This window comes from Citricoccus sp., from assembly GCF_035445025.1.
GTDB lineage: Bacteria > Actinomycetota > Actinomycetes > Actinomycetales > Micrococcaceae > Citricoccus.
This window is the reverse complement of record NZ_DAOMPX010000052.1, coordinates 1-15,176: the sequence shown is the minus strand read 5'-3', so window position 1 is coordinate 15,176 and position 15,176 is coordinate 1. Positions and strand designations below refer to the sequence as shown.

Genomic DNA, 15,176 nt, shown 5'->3' with positions numbered 1-15,176 from the left:
ACCCGGCCTTCGGGGTGGACATCCATCACCAGGGCCTGAAGAAGGAATGGGGAACGGGCGATGACGTGACCCTGTCTCTCGGCATCTCCCTGGCGCCTGGCGGGCCCACCCTGCCCGGGCTTGAGGGTGGGGCCTACGACGTGCTGACCCGGCAGATGCTCGTGCACGTCTACGACCAGCTCTCGCAGTATGGATCCATCAACATGGACCGCTATCAGGTGGGCAACGGGATGGAGATCGACATCAAGGGCGGTGTCGTCTCGGCCATGATGCTCGGTCTGGACTACCAGGGGTTGAACCCCGAAGGGCACACCAACCCGGTCGTGTTCTTCGAGACGAGCGGCAACACCTCCGACGGCAGCCTGGGACAGAAGGCCCGTGGCAAGTCGGTCCGACAGAACGTGCTGGCACTGAAGGAACTCCTGCTCGGGATGGCCACGGGAGAGGTGCAGCACGAGGATCCGGAACGGTGGGAGGAGATCCCGCACCAGCCGGTGACCGGATACCAGACGGACTACGCCGGCAACATTCCGGTCCAGTAGGCAGGGCCCGGGACCAGGGGTCCTCCTGCCGTGCGGCGGGAGGACCCCTGGTCGTGGTGGCATCGCCGCCCGTGCCGGGAATCAGCGCTCGCCGGCACCGGCACGGTCCTGCGTGTCTGTCGCGGGGACCACGGTCAGGCGGGGGAGGGGGAGGAAACGAGCCAACGGCACCGGGGCCGGCCGTGCCTATGTCTCCAGGGGTTTCTTCTGCCAGGGCCACCGGCCGGTGATCTCGAGCTCGAGGGAGAAGCTCAGGAAGGTGCGGATCAGGACGATCAGCGCCAGCACGCCGACCGAGGCGAAGGTGGGCGTGACGGCCACGGTCCGGATGATGTCCGCGGCCACGAGCAGTTCCAGCCCCAGCAGGATGGACCGCCCCAGGCGTCGTCGATACTGGTGATAGACGTCTGTCCGATCCGGCCCCTTGCCGAGCAGCGCCCCGGCGGCGATGAAGCTCGCCACGGCGATGCCCACCACGATCGCCACCACTCCGGCGATGTCCACCGCCTTGCCCACTGCCTCCATGGCGCCCTGGAACTCCACGGACGTCTCCCTTCCCCGCCGTCCCACGCCTGTGCCTGCGCACTCGACGCCGTGCCGGTCCGGTGGCGAGCACCCACCGTGAGCGACGAGATTACACGGGGTCCCGGGTGCAGCGGATAGTCCTGGCGCGCGGTTCACCCAGCGGAGCACCGGGCTCCTGGACCTCGACCGGGGGTGGGGGCCGGGAATACTCTCAAGCCGTCCGGACACGACCGGCGAAGGAGAGGTGTTGGGCATGGGAGCGGTTGAAGACGCCGAACTGGTTCGGCGCGGCTACGAGGCCTTCAGCGCAGGGGATCTTGGGGCCCTCGGCGAATTGTTCGGCGAGGACGCGGTCTGGCACGTCCCCGGACAGGGTGCGCTATCAGGGGCCAAGCGAGGACGAGAGGCCATCCTGGCGTTCTTCCGAGAGCTGGGTGAGCGGTCCCAAGGGTCCCTGCGGGTGACGGTCCGGGACATCATCGGCGGGGAGACCCATACGGTGGGGATCCACCACAGTCATGCGGTCAGGAATGGCAAGACCCTGGATCAGGACACGGTCACCGTGTTCGTCCTGCGGGACGGCAAGGTCATCGAGTGCCGGGAGTTCCTGGAGGACACCGCCGCATCCGACACATTCTGGGCCTGAGCCCGGCCGCGGCCGGAACTCGTCATGGGTACGGCTGCACTCGATCGGGGCCGTCTCAGCGGTCGACGACTTCCTCAGGGCAGCGACCACGCACATTCAGAACCCTAGGAGCTACCGTTTGACTCTCTCACCCGAGTCCTTCCCGCCCATCCACGGGACCTACCCGGCCGCTCTCGACTGGCTCCGGGAGCAGGATGGGACGCAATGGCAGGACCGCCTGCTCTACTCGCCAACCTTCAGCGAGCAGAGCTTCGAACCTGGAGAGGAGGAGCTGCGCGACGTCTGGCCGACTGGAGCTCAGGTCTGCTGGTTCGGTGGGCCGACCGTGGACGTGGGCGCTTGGCCGCACGCGGCAGACGGCACCCCGCTGTCGCACGTGGCGACCATCGACCTGGCTGGTTTGGACGGGGCCATCGACCGCGCCGGGAAGGCCACCTGGCCAGCAGGGCAGCTCCAGGAAGGGTTGCCGCGGATGGGCATCCTGCAGGTCTTCCACGATCTGCGGACCTTCGGGTATGACCCCGGTGATCAGGCCCGAGGCGCCTGGGCTGTCATCGTGACGCAAGTTCCCGCGTACCCGACGGGCGGTCAGTCCCATGATCCGACGGGCACACGCCCAGCCCTGATCGAGGCCCCCGGGCCCGGAAACACTCCACACCAGGTGTGCCAGCTGGCCTTGCCGTTCTCCAGTTTCGCCCTGCCCTCGCCCCTCGACCTCTCCCCCCAGAACGCCGGTGACGTCGACCGGCTCGAGGAACTCACCCAGGCCCTGCAACGGGCGTGGATCACCCAGCGAGGCATCGGCGGGGACTACGCGATCCCCACCACCCACGCCTACGGCTACAGCTCCCGGGGCCACCACACCGCCACCCTGGACATCCTGCCCGAGGTCCTGCCGCTTACTGGCGGCGACGAATACCGGCTCATCCTGGAGATCGAGAGCTGGACCGTGCTGGAGGGCTGGTTCGGGGACGCCGGCAGCCTGGAGGTGTGGATGCGCCAGTCCGACCTGGACGCTGGTGCCTTCGAGAAGGCCTGGTGCCTCATCCGCACCGACTGACCACCCTGATGGCGGGTGCCAGCAGCTGACACTGTCGGCGCCTTCTCCACGGCCCTGCGTGAACGGCAGGGCCCCCACCCTGGGATGTCCCCGTCGGGCACTCCGGAGGCGGTTATGATGCCTGCATCACACGCGCAGGCGCCATAAGCGCCGCCTGACTTGCAGGGGAACCACTTGGCCTCATCATGGGGTCGCGCCATCGCGACCATCGCAACCGTCTCATCGCTCGTACTCGGCACGGCGGCGGGGGCTTCGGCCGCTCCGTCTTCGTCGCCCGCAAGCACCGCCGCAGTCGCCACCGGTTTCGTGGCGGCGTCCACCTCCACCCCACGCGTCACTCTCCAGATGATCGCGAGCCCGATCGTGAAGGTCGGGGGCCGCGCCACGGTTCGTCCCTCGGCCGTCGCGGGCGCCGGTGCCTCCGTGACCGCGCAGACGCTCACGGTCAAGCAAGGCACCAAGACGCTCGTCTCCGGCAAGGCCAGCGCCTCGCTCAAGGCCGGCACCTATTCGGTCACCACCCGGGTCACCTACAAGGTCGGGTCCGTCTCGAAGACGGCCAGCAGGACCCAGGCGCTGGTGGTGCGCGAGGCCGTCACCGTCAAGACCATCCCCGCCAAGACCGCACCACGCGGTGGCACGGTCACCGTGGCGCCCAACGTATCCCTCGCCTCGGGAGCCCGACTGGTGTCCAAGACGCTGACCGTCAAGCAAGGATCCAAGACGCTCGTCTCTGCCAAGCCCACTGCTCGCTTGAAGGCTGGGAAATACAGTGCCACCACGACGGTGAAGTACCAGGTCCCCGTCACCACGACGACCACCGTGAAGAGCACCACCAGGAAACTGGTGTCCGACGGTGATAGCGCGGTGGCCATGACGTGCACGGTGGCCAAGGTCTGGCCGGTGGAATCCGATGTCGACCCGTTCCTTGGCCGCGTGGATATCGAGTTCATCGACCTTAAGTGCACCGGCGCTTTCGACGGATCCTATGAGGCCCTCGCAGCCCGCTTCCCCGACACCGCCTCGAACCGGGCCAACGACTTGGCCAACGAGGTGCTGTGGCTGGAGGACACCGTGTCCGAGGGGGCCGTGAAACCGGTCCCGGGGTCGACCGCCAAGGTCACGCTCTACCCGTACGTAGAGTCCGTCAGGGACTACCTGTACACGTCGACGACGACCTCCAAGCAGGTCACCAAGACGTCCTGGTCTCCGGTCCACACCACGAGCAGGGCACAGTCGCTGACCATCACGGCCGGCAGGTAACCACCCGGCACCTCGGCGAGGGGGGGGCCGGTTCCTGGGCACGACCAGGGACGGGTCCTCCCTGTTCCTTCGCCATCGGGCAGCGTCCCACGTCGCGGTCCATGGCACCGAACCACCCCGTGGTGTCGTACGGTGACGAGATGAAGGCACGTCGTCAGCGCATGGCCGGGGATCCCTTCACCTCGCTCGAGCGCGTTCTCCTGGAGCTGCTCTGCGGTGGCGATGATCCGCACCGCGTGCCGGTGCGCGAGCAGCTCCGGTCTGCCCGGTGGGGAGGCTACGAGTTCGAGGACTGCGACTGCTTCCGCCTCTCCGTCGCCGAGCTGCCACCGTCTACTCGCATCCATCATGAGGGCGGCCCGTTCTCCGTCCTCGAGGTCCGGCGCCGGGGGGAGTGTCTGGGACTCGTGGAACTGTGGGTGATCGATGGATATCTCCACTCCGTGAACTACATGTCCCTTGCCGATGATCACGACACACTTCCTGGCCCTGCGGAGTTCGATCTCCAGCTCGTGGACTGAGGGCGCGTGGGAGATGTCTCGAACACGTCGACGCTCTGCTGACGGACCACGCGATGGTCGAGACAACCCGTGCGGCCCGCCTGGTGCCGCCCCCCGTCGCCGCTCGTTGTGCACGGGTCGATCGTGCGTCACCAGCATGGCGGGCTCTCCGCCCCAGGCTGGGGGATCCTCAGGCGGCGGGTCGGCTTCACGGGGGGTCGGCTGATGTGGTGGAGAGCCCGGCTGCGATCCGCCTAAGTTCTTCCATGTGCGCGTCGAAGGCTTGCCTGCCGGTCCGCGTCTGCCTGATCCAGGTGAGGCGCCGCGCATCGGCGCGGTTCGGTGATGGACTCTTGGTCATCGATATGTAATCCGCGTCGAGGAGCACTCTGAGATGCTTGGACAACGTGGCGTCGGTGGTGCCCAGGGTGTCGCGCAGTACTGCGAAGTCGATCTCCTCGAGGTGGCGAAGAACCCCGCAGATGCGAAGACGGAGAGGGGCGTGGATGGTGTCGTCGAAAGCGGCTTCAGCGGCCATGACCCAGGTCCTCTCGGTACAGGCGATCGAACCATCGGCCGCCGAACAGGACCACCACGAAGCACGCTGATGCCGGTGCCAGCACCCACCACGCGCTCAGCGACGCCACCAGGCCATAGGACGTGCTCAGCAACACCAGGGTCACCACGAGCAGGGCCGTCAGCACCGCACCGGCCCGGACGCGTATGCGCCCCACCCGAACTCCGGACAGCCGCTGGTAGGCGATCAGCACGACGATGGTGCCGACGATGAGACCTCCCACCACGGCGTTGCGTGGCTCGCTCGACCGGACGGCTGGTGTGGCCACGTAACCGGCGACGATCAGGGCCACGAGCGGGTAGAGCCACCCGGGCGCCGCGAGCCGCTCTGCCAGGGCCGCTCGATCGGACTCCAGGTCATGCAGGAGCCGTTGCGCCTGGATGCTGGAGGGTCGAGCGGTGGGTTCGGCGGAGGCATTGTTTTCCATATCTGCAAGTGAATCAGTTTCCTCATTGGCAAGTCAATTGCGGGGTGCGGCGTCGTCCTCCCGCCGCGGTGCGACGCAACTCCACGTCCACCGGTTGGCCGGGGAACGACGTCAAGCCTCTGCCGGTCTCCACGTACGCCTGGACGCACTCGATCAGGGCGAACCACACTCCGGAGACCTCATCCCCTCAGCCCGGGCTTAGGAGTTCTCCTCCGCAGTAGGACAGGCGCAGCAGCCCCTCGCTACCGTAGGGGTGTCTCGTCCGTCGCTCGCGCCACACTCGCGCTGCCCGTTGCGGTTCGGCATACATGCTCACCAGACACCGCTCCGGCTGGGAGACGACGTCCTCCACCTCCTCCACCGCGTCCGGGAGCAGGATCAACGCTTCGGACTCCACGGCAGGCCGACGGTCCTCACGCAGCAGCATTCCTTTCATCAGGGGCCCGCACGACCCTTCGGGGCGTTGGGAGGTGCAAACGGCACAAGCCGGCCGGTGCCGGTAGGGCGCCGACCGGCCTGTGCCGTGTCACGATGCTGCCGGGTCAGTCGTTGAAGACCGTCTCGACGAACTTGGCCATCTCCCCGCGGGTGATGTCCCGGCTCGGGCGGAAGGTGCCGTCGGTGTAACCGCGGGTGGCACCGGTGGCGTACAGGTAGCTGATCGCCTCGAAGCGGCTGTACGTGGCCGGGATGTCAGCGAACGGGCTTCTGGACGGTGCGTTCCAGTCCTCGCCGGCGTGGTCGGCCAGGTAGATGAACTGCGCGGCCTCGACACGGGAGACCGGCTGGCTGGGCTTGAAGGTGCCGTCGGCGTAGCCGGCGATGCCCATCGAGCGTAGCCAGGTCGCCGCCGCGTAGTGGGCCGAACGGGGCGTCATGTCCGTGAACGGGCTGGTCTTAGGCGGCAGCCATCGCCGCTCTTGGCGCGCGGTGATGGGATCCAGGTGCTTCTCACCGTAGGCGCGCATCAGGAAGGCCGCCAGTTCCCCGCGGGTGATCTGCCGGTTCACGCCGAAGGCCCCGTTGGACTGGCCGGCAGAGATGCCCTCGCAGCCCAGCCACTGGATGGGCCCGAAGAACGCCCCTCCGGGACGGATGTCCGAGAAGGACACCGGGCACAGGTCCCCGTGGGCCACCGGGGCCCAGGGGCGTTCGAAGGAGGCGGTGGCCTCGGCCAGTTCGACGGTCTCCGACAGTCGGTGGTATTCCCCGTCGAGGTTGACGGTGGTCCGGCCCGCGACCGACTCCCCGGGGGTGAGGCCCGAAGTGTCCCGGGCATCCACGGTGAATCGCTCGTTCCCGGCCAGGCCGCCGTCGAGGCGGGCTCGCACCACGCCCTGGGCGCAGGAGACCCGGCCAGTCCGCCAGTCCTCGGTGCCCTCTCCGGCGGAAGATCCCATCCACTCCACGTCGCTGCACTGACCGGGGATGTCCAGGGTGAGCGACACGGACTCGGCCGGGCCCTCGGGGGTGATCGAGTACCACTCGACGGAGCCGTCCCAGAGCAGGTCGGGGCGCAGCTGCGGCTCGGCCGCATCAAGGGTGTCTAGGCCGCCGCGGCCCAGGGTGACCTTGTCGGTGAACCGGTTGCCGAATGCGTCGCTGCCCGTGAAGGACTTCGTCAGGGACCTGTCTTCCCAGTAGTACGGCGGGATCTGAACCGGCAGTTCTACCGTGCCACAACCACCCTTCGAGGTCGCCGGTCCTGAGATCGGATACAAGGAGATCATCGCCTGCGACAGCGGCACCTCGGTCTCCAGCGGGGCGGCCTGCATCTCCACCCGGAACGTGTTCTTCCCGGTGGCGTCCCCGACGGTCATGCCCGTGTAGAACATGAAGCGGTCGTAGGGGCCTTCGTAGTCGGCGATGGGCGTGGCGGTGTCCAGCCAGATGTCCTCGACGCCCCGGCGGGCGGCGGAGCCCGGGACCAGGCAGAAGTCGACGGCCACCGTCAGGTGGTCGTCCTCGGCGGTGAGCCGGTCCTCGACGATGGAGATGTCCTGGACGTAACCGCCGTAGGGGGCGATGGTCCCGGCCCCGGTGGCGGCATTGGCCGGGATCGCCGACAGCGATGCCGCCACCAGCACGGTGCCGAGCACCGCGGCCGTGGCCGCCTTCCTACTGGAAGCGGGCGGTCGGGGTGCGGGCAATGACGTATGTGTCAATGGAGGGTCCTCTCGGAAGGTGCGTGCGACAGCGATGGCGATGACAGGAAGAACTGCCACTCATTTCCGGCAGGGCGAGGACCTCACCCCAGGGGCCGCGAGGAGCAGCAGGCACACTCAAGCTATCCCGTCGTTGCGTCGAAAACCGCTCTTCGCTAGGCCGAACGGTGCTTCGGGACCGAACCGTGATCGAAGCCTGCTCCCCGGGGCGCCACGGCCGTCAGTAGCGCAACCTCCGGTGTGTCCCTGGGGGGGGGGAGTGGCACGACAGCGCAACCATCCGCGGGGCGTGATTCATGTGCGACCATGTGCGAGAGAATCGTGAGGCTGAACGAGCCATGACTGGAGGGCGGTCTCGACCTCGCGTTGGGCAGACACCCATCCAACCGCTGGGCGGAAAGGATCTGTCTCGTGAACGCACGCCCGAATGACCAGCCTGTCTCACAGTTGCCGATCGAGGACGCTTCCCGACAGGTGTTCGTCCCTCCTCAGGGGTGGACGCGATCCCCCTGCGTCTCGAGGAGCCGTTTCGCCTTTGAGATGAGCAATACGACGAAGTGGTACGTCAATGACGGTCAGGGCAATGGCTACTTCGCCCCGGGCTGGGACAACCAGCGTATAGCCCGCCGAACGGGAATCCTTCGTTGGATTGCGCTGGGCCTGGCGACCCTGATCCTCGGTGTCGGCTGCGTTCACCTCACCCTCGAGTACGGCGAACAGATCCACTACAACCGTCTGAAGAGCGGGGGAATCGAGACCACCGGCGTCGTGGGACGTGTGAGCGTGGAGCATTCAACGCACGTGTCACGGGACTCCGGACGCAGATACATCACGCAGACGACAGCCACCCTGGATTATCCCGTTCATGGCCAGGTCCTGCACGGTGAGATCTCAACCTTCAGCAGCGCCTGGAACTCCTTCGGGTCCACGGCACGGTATCCGGACCCGGCATGGGCCCCGGGAGAACTCCTCACGGTGTACGTCGACCCCGTGAACCCCGGGCGTTTCGTCCTGTTCAATGAGTTCATGGAAGCTGGCGCTGGGCCTTCGACCGCGGCGGACACTCACGAGCCCGCGGCTTAAGTATGGAGACCGTTCCGCCGAAGGTCCTAGAATGCCGACACGCAGCGATGCGGAACATGTGTTCCTCATCCCGGAGGAGGCTCTCGTGGACGTGCGGATCGCAGAAACAGTGATCATGCTGAAAATCGGTGACGGAGTTCTCACCACGTTGTTCCCAGTGGAACATTGCGCGAGATGGGAGTTTGGCCCGTGGGCTCCGATGATGGCGTGGTTCCGAGAGCGTCCAGGACTGACTCGCGCGCTTGGGGTGGCCCAGGTTGTCGGAGCCATAGCAGTTGCCACAACCTTGTCCCGAACACCGGGACCGGCGTGGCGCACATGACTCACCATCGGTTGCCTCAGACCTGATGCTGCTGCTGGTGGTGCTTTCTCTCCTGAGCTCCTCGTCAACAGGTCGGGATGCCCTCCAGTGAACTCCATTGCCCCGTGCCGTGGCATGCTCATGGCCTGTCCCAGAGCTAGGACGGGGTCCCTGCGTTAACGGGAATGACGTTGTGGTTGAGGCGGAAGAGGTTCTCCGGGTCGTAGCGATTCTTCAGGGCCACCAGCCGCTCGTACTTGACGAGTCCATAGGCCCGGCGTGCCGTCTCTGCCGTCTCCTCTGCTCCCGCTAGGGGTTCACCGATGAAGTTGACGTACTGTCCTGCGGCGGCAAAGGGCTGGAGCCGGGCGTGGGCCGTCCGGGCGAACGCGCTGAGCCGCTGGTCCTCGGCCGGGTCGGTCCAGAAGCCGGTGATCTCAACCCAGTACTTCGCCGAGCGATCGGGAAAAGCGGTCGCATCGTCGGGGATCCGGCCGAAGGCTCCGCCCATGGTGTAGATGTTGATCGCGGTCCCGAACCAGGTCATATCCGAGGCCACGTCCACGAGCACCTCACGTGCTGTCTCGTCCAGTCCGGTGATGGGTTGGTTCTTCAGGTAGCTCCGGGAGCCTGGGGGCAACATCTCGTCCATCGCGGACTGCCAGACGGTCCAGGAGGTCGGGGCGGTCTCCTCCGCATCCGGGGCCACGGCCGACCGTAGGCGCTCGATCAACCCCCGGCCGGCGTCGTGGTCTTCGGACGCCCACACACAGCCGAGCACCATCCAGGGTTGCCGGCCCATGCCCAGCTCGGGCGGGAGCACGATGAAGGTGATGCCTGCGTTCATCTCCTCGGGCAGCTCCTGGGCCCACCGGTCGAAGGCACGTAGGGCATCTCGCCAGCGCGCGGGCCTGTAGAAGAGGTTGGCGCACAGGACCTCGGCCGGCAGCGGGTGTGCCCGGAAGGTGAAGGACGACACCACGCCGAAGTTCCCGCCCCCGCCGCGCAGGCCCCAGAACAGCTCCGGGTTCTCCTGCTCACTGGCATGCAGGTGCTCACCGCGGGCGGTGACCAGGTCGGCAGCGACCAGGTTGTCCAGGCTCAGACCGTGGGTCCGGGTCAGCCAGCCGACCCCCCCGCCGAGTGTCAGCCCGGCGACCCCGGTCATGCTGACCTCCCCGAGCGGCACGACCAACCCGTGGGCGGTGGTCGCCCGATCGACGTCCGACAGTCTTGCTCCAGGTGCCACGGTCACCAACCGGCGTTCGACGTCGACCTCCACGCTCCGCAAGACACCCAGGTCCAGCACCAGGCCGTCCTCGACCGTGCCGTGACCGGCGATGCTGTGCCCGCCACCACGCACGGCCAACGCCAGGCCGGTGTTCCGTGCCACCTCGAGCACTGGGGCGATGTCCTGCACGGCGCCTGCCCGGATGACGGCGCGTGGACGCCGATCGATCATCCCGTTCCATACCGCGCGGGCCTCGTCGTAGAGGGGGTCCTGCGGCTCGATCACCGAGCCGACCAGCCGTTTGCCCAGCTCCTGCAGGGCACGGCGTAGGTCCTCCGTCCCGCTGTTGTCCTGCGCTGTATTCATCGGTCTGCTGCTTCCCTGCGTGAGTCGGGTTTCTGGCGATGAGATCCGTCTGTGGAGATCCGGTCGAGACCACCTCGCGATCCTGTGCGCGATGGCGCTGGGGTTTGCCCGGGGGCCAGTCCGGTGAGGCTGTCCCCAAGGGTGCTGCACTAGGACAGCTGGAAAGCGGTGGATTCAGAATAGGAATCACCGATGAGCCCCGACAATAACCGTCTGACCGCCTGAGCCCGCCACGTCGTGTCCGACGGGCTCGAACGGGATTCTTCTGGGTCACCCTGCCGCCATTCGGGACGCCGGTGCCTTCGGGAAGGCCCTGCACCTCGTCTGGACCGACTGATGATGGCGCCGTCAATAGGTAACGGCCCATGGCGCAACGACCGGGGGCAGAAAAGCACGGGACCACGTATGCGTTGAGTGGGATGGAGCAGTCGCTGTACTGATCTCAGTGCTTGACGAGTGCGGACCACCCTATGGATGAGCGAGGGCAGAAAGTACTTTTATGCCGTGAGGATAAGTGCACATCCAACCCCAGTCTGGCGACGGTCGTGAATGACCGGAACGTGTCGTGATAATTGTGCTAAATCGACGCCGAAAATCACTATCACGTCAATTTACACGTGCGCCCGGATCGGAGTATGAGCGGCTGCTAGCACCGAATGGGAGCGAGATCGATGACAGAACGGACCCTGCAGCCTGAACCGGTGTGCGACTCGAAGACGAATCCATCAATGGTGCGTCAGGTCTTACTCGCGTTCCTCGTCTCAGCGGGAACGGTCTTCGGCCTCACCGGCTGTGCAGTCGAAGCGGATGGCGTCGATGTTCCTCGTGAACCAGCGGCGTCCCTGATCTCCGTAGTCCGCTCCGACTTTGATGTCGTGGTCTTCGGTGGGTCACCGTCCGGTGTTGCCGCCGCGGTCACTGCTGCGGAACGGGGTGAGAAGCACGGGCACCGAGTCGCGTTGATCAGCGAGTATCCAACTGTTGGCGGTGCCATCTCCAACGGTCTTGGCGCAGCCGATATCGGGGGGAAGTCCGCGGTGACGGGCTACGCTGACCGCTTCTTCCAGGGGGTGAGGGATACCTACGATGACGCCGGAGCCTGGAACGTCACTCCGAGCGATGCAGAGGAAATCTTCCGGGGGCACCTCAGCGATGCCGGGGTTGAGGTCTTCACGGACGAGACACTTGAATCCGTAGCGAAAAGTGGCGAGCAGATCGACTGCATCACCACCACCCGTTCCCAGTATTGCGGCCCGGTCTTCGTGGACGCGACGTACACCGGCGAACTGGCCGCCGCTGCCGGCGCTCCCCACCGTCTGGGCTACGGCGACTGGTTCGACTACGACGAGCCACGGGCAGAGCGTGTCTGGAAAGTCCTCTCGAAGCTGGAACCCGAGGACGTGTCAGGTGCCGAGGCTGCGTTCGCGGAGAACCCCTACGTCACGACCGGTGTCCCGCCCTCCGCGTCATGGGTCGACGATGCCAGTGACGGTCGTATCTCAATGACCTATCGCCTGTGCGTGACGAAGGACGAGAACAACAGGGTTCCGTTTGCGAAGACAGGCAACTACGAGCGATACGCCGACGGGTGGCGGCGTTGGCAGGGCGGACTGACATGGGGAGTCCAGCTCGCTGGTCACGGCCGAGTTACTGGGCCCGTCCAAATCGTCCCGACCCAGGATGGGAAGTGGGACTTCAACAACGGACACGGATTCGCCAACGTCCCGGCGCCAGACGGGCTGTTCACGGGCGAACGCGACGCCGTATTCGATCAGCTGGAAGACTATCAGCGCAACTGGATGTGGTTCCTTCAGCATGAGACGCCAGAAGGCGTGCGTGAATCCATGGCCGGTTTCGGTTTGTGCGCGGACGAGTTCACGGACAACGAGAACTGGCCGTACGAGCCATACATCCGTGAGGGGCGGCGCATCGTCGGCGAAGAGACGCTGACCATGCACAACATCGACGACCCGGCGCAGCGCGTTGCCGAAGAGAGCATCGCGATCGGCACGTACCACGTCGACAACAAGCCGAGCGAGTACCGCTACTGGGACGGTGTCATGTACCGCGACTGGGCTTCTTACGCGGCCGTTCCCTGGTATGAAGTGCCTCGCGGCGTGATCCACCCGGTCAACCTCGACAACCTGATGGTGACAGTGAATGTCTCGGCGACTCCCCGTGCTCACGGATCGGTACGTATGGAGCCGCAGTACATGGCCATGGGTGAGGCTGCGGGTGCGATCGCGTTCTCATCGCTGCTCACGGCGGTGCCACCGGTTGATGCTGACTGGCAGTCGGTCGACTATGTGCTGCGTATGAACGGCAACGTACGCAAGCTGTCGCTTGTGTGCGAGGGCATGACGACGGCACGTCACCGCATGGCGGCGGGGCTCGACCCAGTGACGTGTGAACCCAGCGCGCTTAAGGGCAACCGAAGATGACCGCAGACGCCTTCCGTCGAGGACGGCGAACATGGCCACGATGCAGTGGCAGATGCAGCCACAGCACTCCACGCGGGGCTTCGGGCGTGTGAGTGCGTAGAACATGGTGACGGTCATGCGGGGGCCGGGCCACCCGCGCAGATCAGTACCATGGCGGGCGCCGGACGGTGAAGAAGTCGCCGATGAGCACCGGGGTGGCGAGGCCCAGGTCATACTTCAACAGGGACAGGGCCCTCACGCGTCCGGACTCTCCTCGAACTAGTAAAGCAGTCTTTACGTCAAGCACGCTTGTCTGTAAGGTGAGCTTGACACGACAGGGTGCGGACGAGGGAAGGGCAGACGGCATGGACACCAACAGGGCGACACGGAGCGCATGGGGACGAGCACGATTCGGCGGCAGCTCGACGACGTTGTTGGTCGTCTCGCTGACCATCGGCGCGCTCATCTCAGCCGGTCTGGGCGGACTCTTCCTAGTCCTGGGCACCACACAGGATCCCATTCTCGCCTTCTCTGTGGTCTTCGTCGTCACCCTCCCGGTCAGTGCAGCGCTGGGCTGGGCGGTGCTGGTGGATCGCTCGACGCTGGCCGGGGCACTCGACAAGCCCGAGGACTCGATCGAGTCGGCCTGGTATGACAAGGCGGCCAGCGGAGCGTTCGGGGACATCCTCATCGTGGGTGGTCTCAGCGCCGGAGGACTCGGCCTGGCGGGGGTTGAAGCACCCCTGACATGGGCGATATCGGCGCTGGTGCTCTTCGCCATGCTCGACCTCGCCGTGCGCTACGTGTGGCTGAAGAGATCGGCGCAGTAGGTGGAGAACGCGCTTCCGGAGCACCGGCAGGCCCGCGGGTGGTCTCAGCAGCGACTGGCTGACGAGCTCGGCGTCTCCCGCCAGACCATCATCTCGATCGAGAAGGGCCGGTATGACCCGTCCCTGCCGGTAGCGTTCCGGCTCGCGAACGTCTTCCAATGCACGATCGAGGACCTCTTCACTCCGCAGAAGGCGCAAGATTCGTGATGCCACCCTCTCGCATCCCCGGGGATGGGAGAGCCCTGATATCTGTCGCCCACCCGTTCAGGACGGACGGGTTGAATAGTCTGAAGTCGCGGATCCCGGTCGAACCGGGACCCGCGACGGGGGCCGATGGCTATCTGGTCGTTCCTTCACGCAGCGCGGTCAGCGCTCGATGAAGACCTGGGTGGTGTACATGTACCCCTTGTTGTCCCTGGGGATTGCCCAGATACCGATCCCGGTGTGGGTGAAATCCGGGTTCAGGATATTGGCGCGGTGCCCTGCGGAGTTCATCCATGCAGTCACCGCCTTCTGGGGGAACCCGTCTACGGCATAGGCTGGTTTGCCGTTCATCTGGCACCAGGTGTTGTAGATGTTCTCGCCGTATGAGGTGAACGAGACGTTTTCGTCCTTGAGCCGGTCAGCGGGGCCTTTGCCGTTGATCACATGGCTGAAGATTCCAGTCCGGGCCATGTTCTGAGAGTGCTTGATGGCAGCGTTGCTGACACCTTGGTCGACCTCGAGGGCCGCAAGGCCGTTTTGCGTCCGCTGCTCATTGACCAGGCGATGGATCTCCCACGCCATGGCGTTCCCGACGTCGCTCGGCGGGGACTGGGCGGTGCAACTGGCGGCCGTCGGCTGAGGGGCGGTCACCGGTCCTGGCGCACTGGTGGCAGGCGCCACGCCGCCGGCGAGCAGGCCCCCCGCAATGATGACGGCAGCGACGCTGCGGTACATGGATACTTTGACCCGTGTGCGTGCACTCGGACGCGAACACGCCGGGTCGTGACGAGGTTGATGGGACATCTCGGTCTTCTTTCACGGGGCGACCGAAGACAGCACACCTCGAGATGACCTGCGGCCTGGTTGACTGAGGCCGGGGGAGTGGAGGACTTGACTGGCTGTTATCAACAGTCTGGTCGGGGGCTGTCTCGCGATCATGAAGGGTTGCCGTGGAGAGTCCAGATCCTGGATTCAACGTCCCCAAGAACGGCCACTTGCCCTAGTGGCCGACCGTCGGTGCAGCAATCACTCTAAG

14 protein-coding genes and 1 pseudogene are annotated in these 15,176 nt (G+C 65.9%); 9 read left to right on the top strand and 6 right to left on the bottom strand.

The annotated features are described in order from the left end of the window. Positions 1–542, top strand: a pseudogene (locus tag PLJ28_RS12925) (M14 family zinc carboxypeptidase); the annotation flags it as partial. A gap of 186 nt (positions 543–728) precedes the next feature. On the opposite strand, the gene PLJ28_RS12920 reads toward PLJ28_RS12925, so the two are convergent. Then, positions 729–1,085 carry a DUF1622 domain-containing protein gene (locus PLJ28_RS12920; RefSeq protein ID WP_183525393.1) on the bottom strand — a complete coding sequence of 119 codons (357 nt, stop codon included), beginning with the start codon at positions 1,083–1,085 and terminating at the stop codon, positions 729–731. A 235-nt stretch (positions 1,086–1,320) separates the two neighbouring features. On the opposite strand from PLJ28_RS12920, the gene PLJ28_RS12915 reads away from it, so the two are divergent. The 4 genes from PLJ28_RS12915 (at position 1,321) to PLJ28_RS12900 (ending at position 4,557) form a co-directional block, all read left to right on the top strand. Next, a complete protein-coding gene (locus tag PLJ28_RS12915; RefSeq protein ID WP_183525396.1) occupies positions 1,321–1,713 on the top strand; it encodes a nuclear transport factor 2 family protein in 393 nt (130 codons plus the stop codon). A 118-nt stretch (positions 1,714–1,831) separates the two neighbouring features. After that, the gene (locus tag PLJ28_RS12910; RefSeq protein ID WP_298042926.1) at positions 1,832–2,773 is read left to right on the top strand and encodes a DUF1963 domain-containing protein; all 942 of its coding nucleotides are present in this window, start codon (positions 1,832–1,834) and stop codon (positions 2,771–2,773) included. Between the two features lie 345 nt (positions 2,774–3,118). Further along, a complete protein-coding gene (locus PLJ28_RS12905; protein WP_183525402.1) occupies positions 3,119–4,036 on the top strand; it encodes a hypothetical protein in 918 nt (305 codons plus the stop codon). A 140-nt stretch (positions 4,037–4,176) separates the two neighbouring features. Further along, entirely contained in the window at positions 4,177–4,557 is a 381-nt protein-coding gene (locus PLJ28_RS12900) for a hypothetical protein (RefSeq protein ID WP_183525405.1), read from the top strand. A 187-nt stretch (positions 4,558–4,744) separates the two neighbouring features. Here PLJ28_RS12900 and PLJ28_RS12895 read toward each other — a convergent pair whose 3' ends face one another. From PLJ28_RS12895 to PLJ28_RS12885, 3 genes are all read right to left on the bottom strand, one after another. Continuing rightward, on the bottom strand, positions 4,745–5,074 hold the full coding sequence (locus tag PLJ28_RS12895; protein ID WP_183525408.1) for a transcriptional regulator: 330 nt from the start codon (positions 5,072–5,074) through the stop codon (positions 4,745–4,747). Beyond that, positions 5,064–5,540 (bottom strand): hypothetical protein, encoded by a 477-nt coding sequence (locus PLJ28_RS12890; protein ID WP_183525410.1) that lies wholly within the window; start codon positions 5,538–5,540, stop codon positions 5,064–5,066. The genes PLJ28_RS12895 and PLJ28_RS12890 overlap by 11 nt, the downstream gene beginning before the upstream one ends. A 542-nt stretch (positions 5,541–6,082) precedes the next feature. After that, the gene (locus PLJ28_RS12885; RefSeq protein WP_324590212.1) at positions 6,083–7,639 is read right to left on the bottom strand and encodes an S-layer homology domain-containing protein; all 1,557 of its coding nucleotides are present in this window, start codon (positions 7,637–7,639) and stop codon (positions 6,083–6,085) included. A 477-nt stretch (positions 7,640–8,116) separates the two neighbouring features. On the opposite strand from PLJ28_RS12885, the gene PLJ28_RS12880 reads away from it, so the two are divergent. After that, the gene (locus PLJ28_RS12880) at positions 8,117–8,788 is read left to right on the top strand and encodes a DUF3592 domain-containing protein (protein WP_324590211.1); all 672 of its coding nucleotides are present in this window, start codon (positions 8,117–8,119) and stop codon (positions 8,786–8,788) included. A 458-nt stretch (positions 8,789–9,246) separates the two neighbouring features. On the opposite strand, the gene PLJ28_RS12875 is transcribed toward PLJ28_RS12880, so the two are convergent. Beyond that, positions 9,247–10,686 (bottom strand): FAD-binding oxidoreductase, encoded by a 1,440-nt coding sequence (locus PLJ28_RS12875; protein WP_324590210.1) that lies wholly within the window; start codon positions 10,684–10,686, stop codon positions 9,247–9,249. Positions 10,687–11,357: 671 nt separating this feature from the next. Between PLJ28_RS12875 and PLJ28_RS12870 the strand changes: the two genes are divergently transcribed. The 3 genes from PLJ28_RS12870 to PLJ28_RS12860 all read left to right on the top strand — a co-directional run bounded on the left by PLJ28_RS12870 (position 11,358) and on the right by PLJ28_RS12860 (position 14,143). Then, positions 11,358–13,127, top strand: coding sequence for an FAD-dependent oxidoreductase (locus tag PLJ28_RS12870; protein WP_183525421.1), 1,770 nt, complete (start codon positions 11,358–11,360; stop codon positions 13,125–13,127). A gap of 344 nt (positions 13,128–13,471) precedes the next feature. Beyond that, positions 13,472–13,936, top strand: a complete 465-nt coding sequence (locus tag PLJ28_RS12865) for a hypothetical protein (RefSeq protein WP_183528618.1) — start codon at positions 13,472–13,474, stop codon at positions 13,934–13,936. Beyond that, the gene (locus tag PLJ28_RS12860) at positions 13,937–14,143 is read left to right on the top strand and encodes a helix-turn-helix transcriptional regulator (RefSeq protein ID WP_183525424.1); all 207 of its coding nucleotides are present in this window, start codon (positions 13,937–13,939) and stop codon (positions 14,141–14,143) included. It abuts the gene before it with no gap. 159 nt (positions 14,144–14,302) lie between these two features. On the opposite strand, the gene PLJ28_RS12855 is transcribed toward PLJ28_RS12860, so the two are convergent. Further along, complete coding sequence (locus tag PLJ28_RS12855; protein WP_298042941.1) at positions 14,303–14,875, bottom strand: CAP domain-containing protein; 573 nt, start codon at positions 14,873–14,875, stop codon at positions 14,303–14,305. Between the last annotated feature and the right edge of the window lie 301 nt (positions 14,876–15,176).

Bases quoted from the DNA above. Each gene is read 5' to 3' on its own strand.
- PLJ28_RS12915 (WP_183525396.1), top strand. From the start codon at position 1,321: ATGGGAGCGGTTGAAGACGCCGAACTGGTTCGGCGCGGCTACGAGGCC.
- PLJ28_RS12905 (WP_183525402.1), top strand. From the start codon at position 3,119: ATGATCGCGAGCCCGATCGTGAAGGTCGGGGGCCGCGCCACGGTTCGT.
- PLJ28_RS12900 (WP_183525405.1), top strand. From the start codon at position 4,177: ATGAAGGCACGTCGTCAGCGCATGGCCGGGGATCCCTTCACCTCGCTC.
- PLJ28_RS12895 (WP_183525408.1), bottom strand. From the start codon at position 5,074: ATGGCCGCTGAAGCCGCTTTCGACGACACCATCCACGCCCCTCTCCGT.
- PLJ28_RS12890 (WP_183525410.1), bottom strand. From the start codon at position 5,540: ATGGAAAACAATGCCTCCGCCGAACCCACCGCTCGACCCTCCAGCATC.
- PLJ28_RS12875 (WP_324590210.1), bottom strand. From the start codon at position 10,686: ATGAATACAGCGCAGGACAACAGCGGGACGGAGGACCTACGCCGTGCC.
- PLJ28_RS12870 (WP_183525421.1), top strand. From the start codon at position 11,358: ATGACAGAACGGACCCTGCAGCCTGAACCGGTGTGCGACTCGAAGACG.
- PLJ28_RS12865 (WP_183528618.1), top strand. From the start codon at position 13,472: ATGGACACCAACAGGGCGACACGGAGCGCATGGGGACGAGCACGATTC.
- PLJ28_RS12855 (WP_298042941.1), bottom strand. From the start codon at position 14,875: ATGTACCGCAGCGTCGCTGCCGTCATCATTGCGGGGGGCCTGCTCGCC.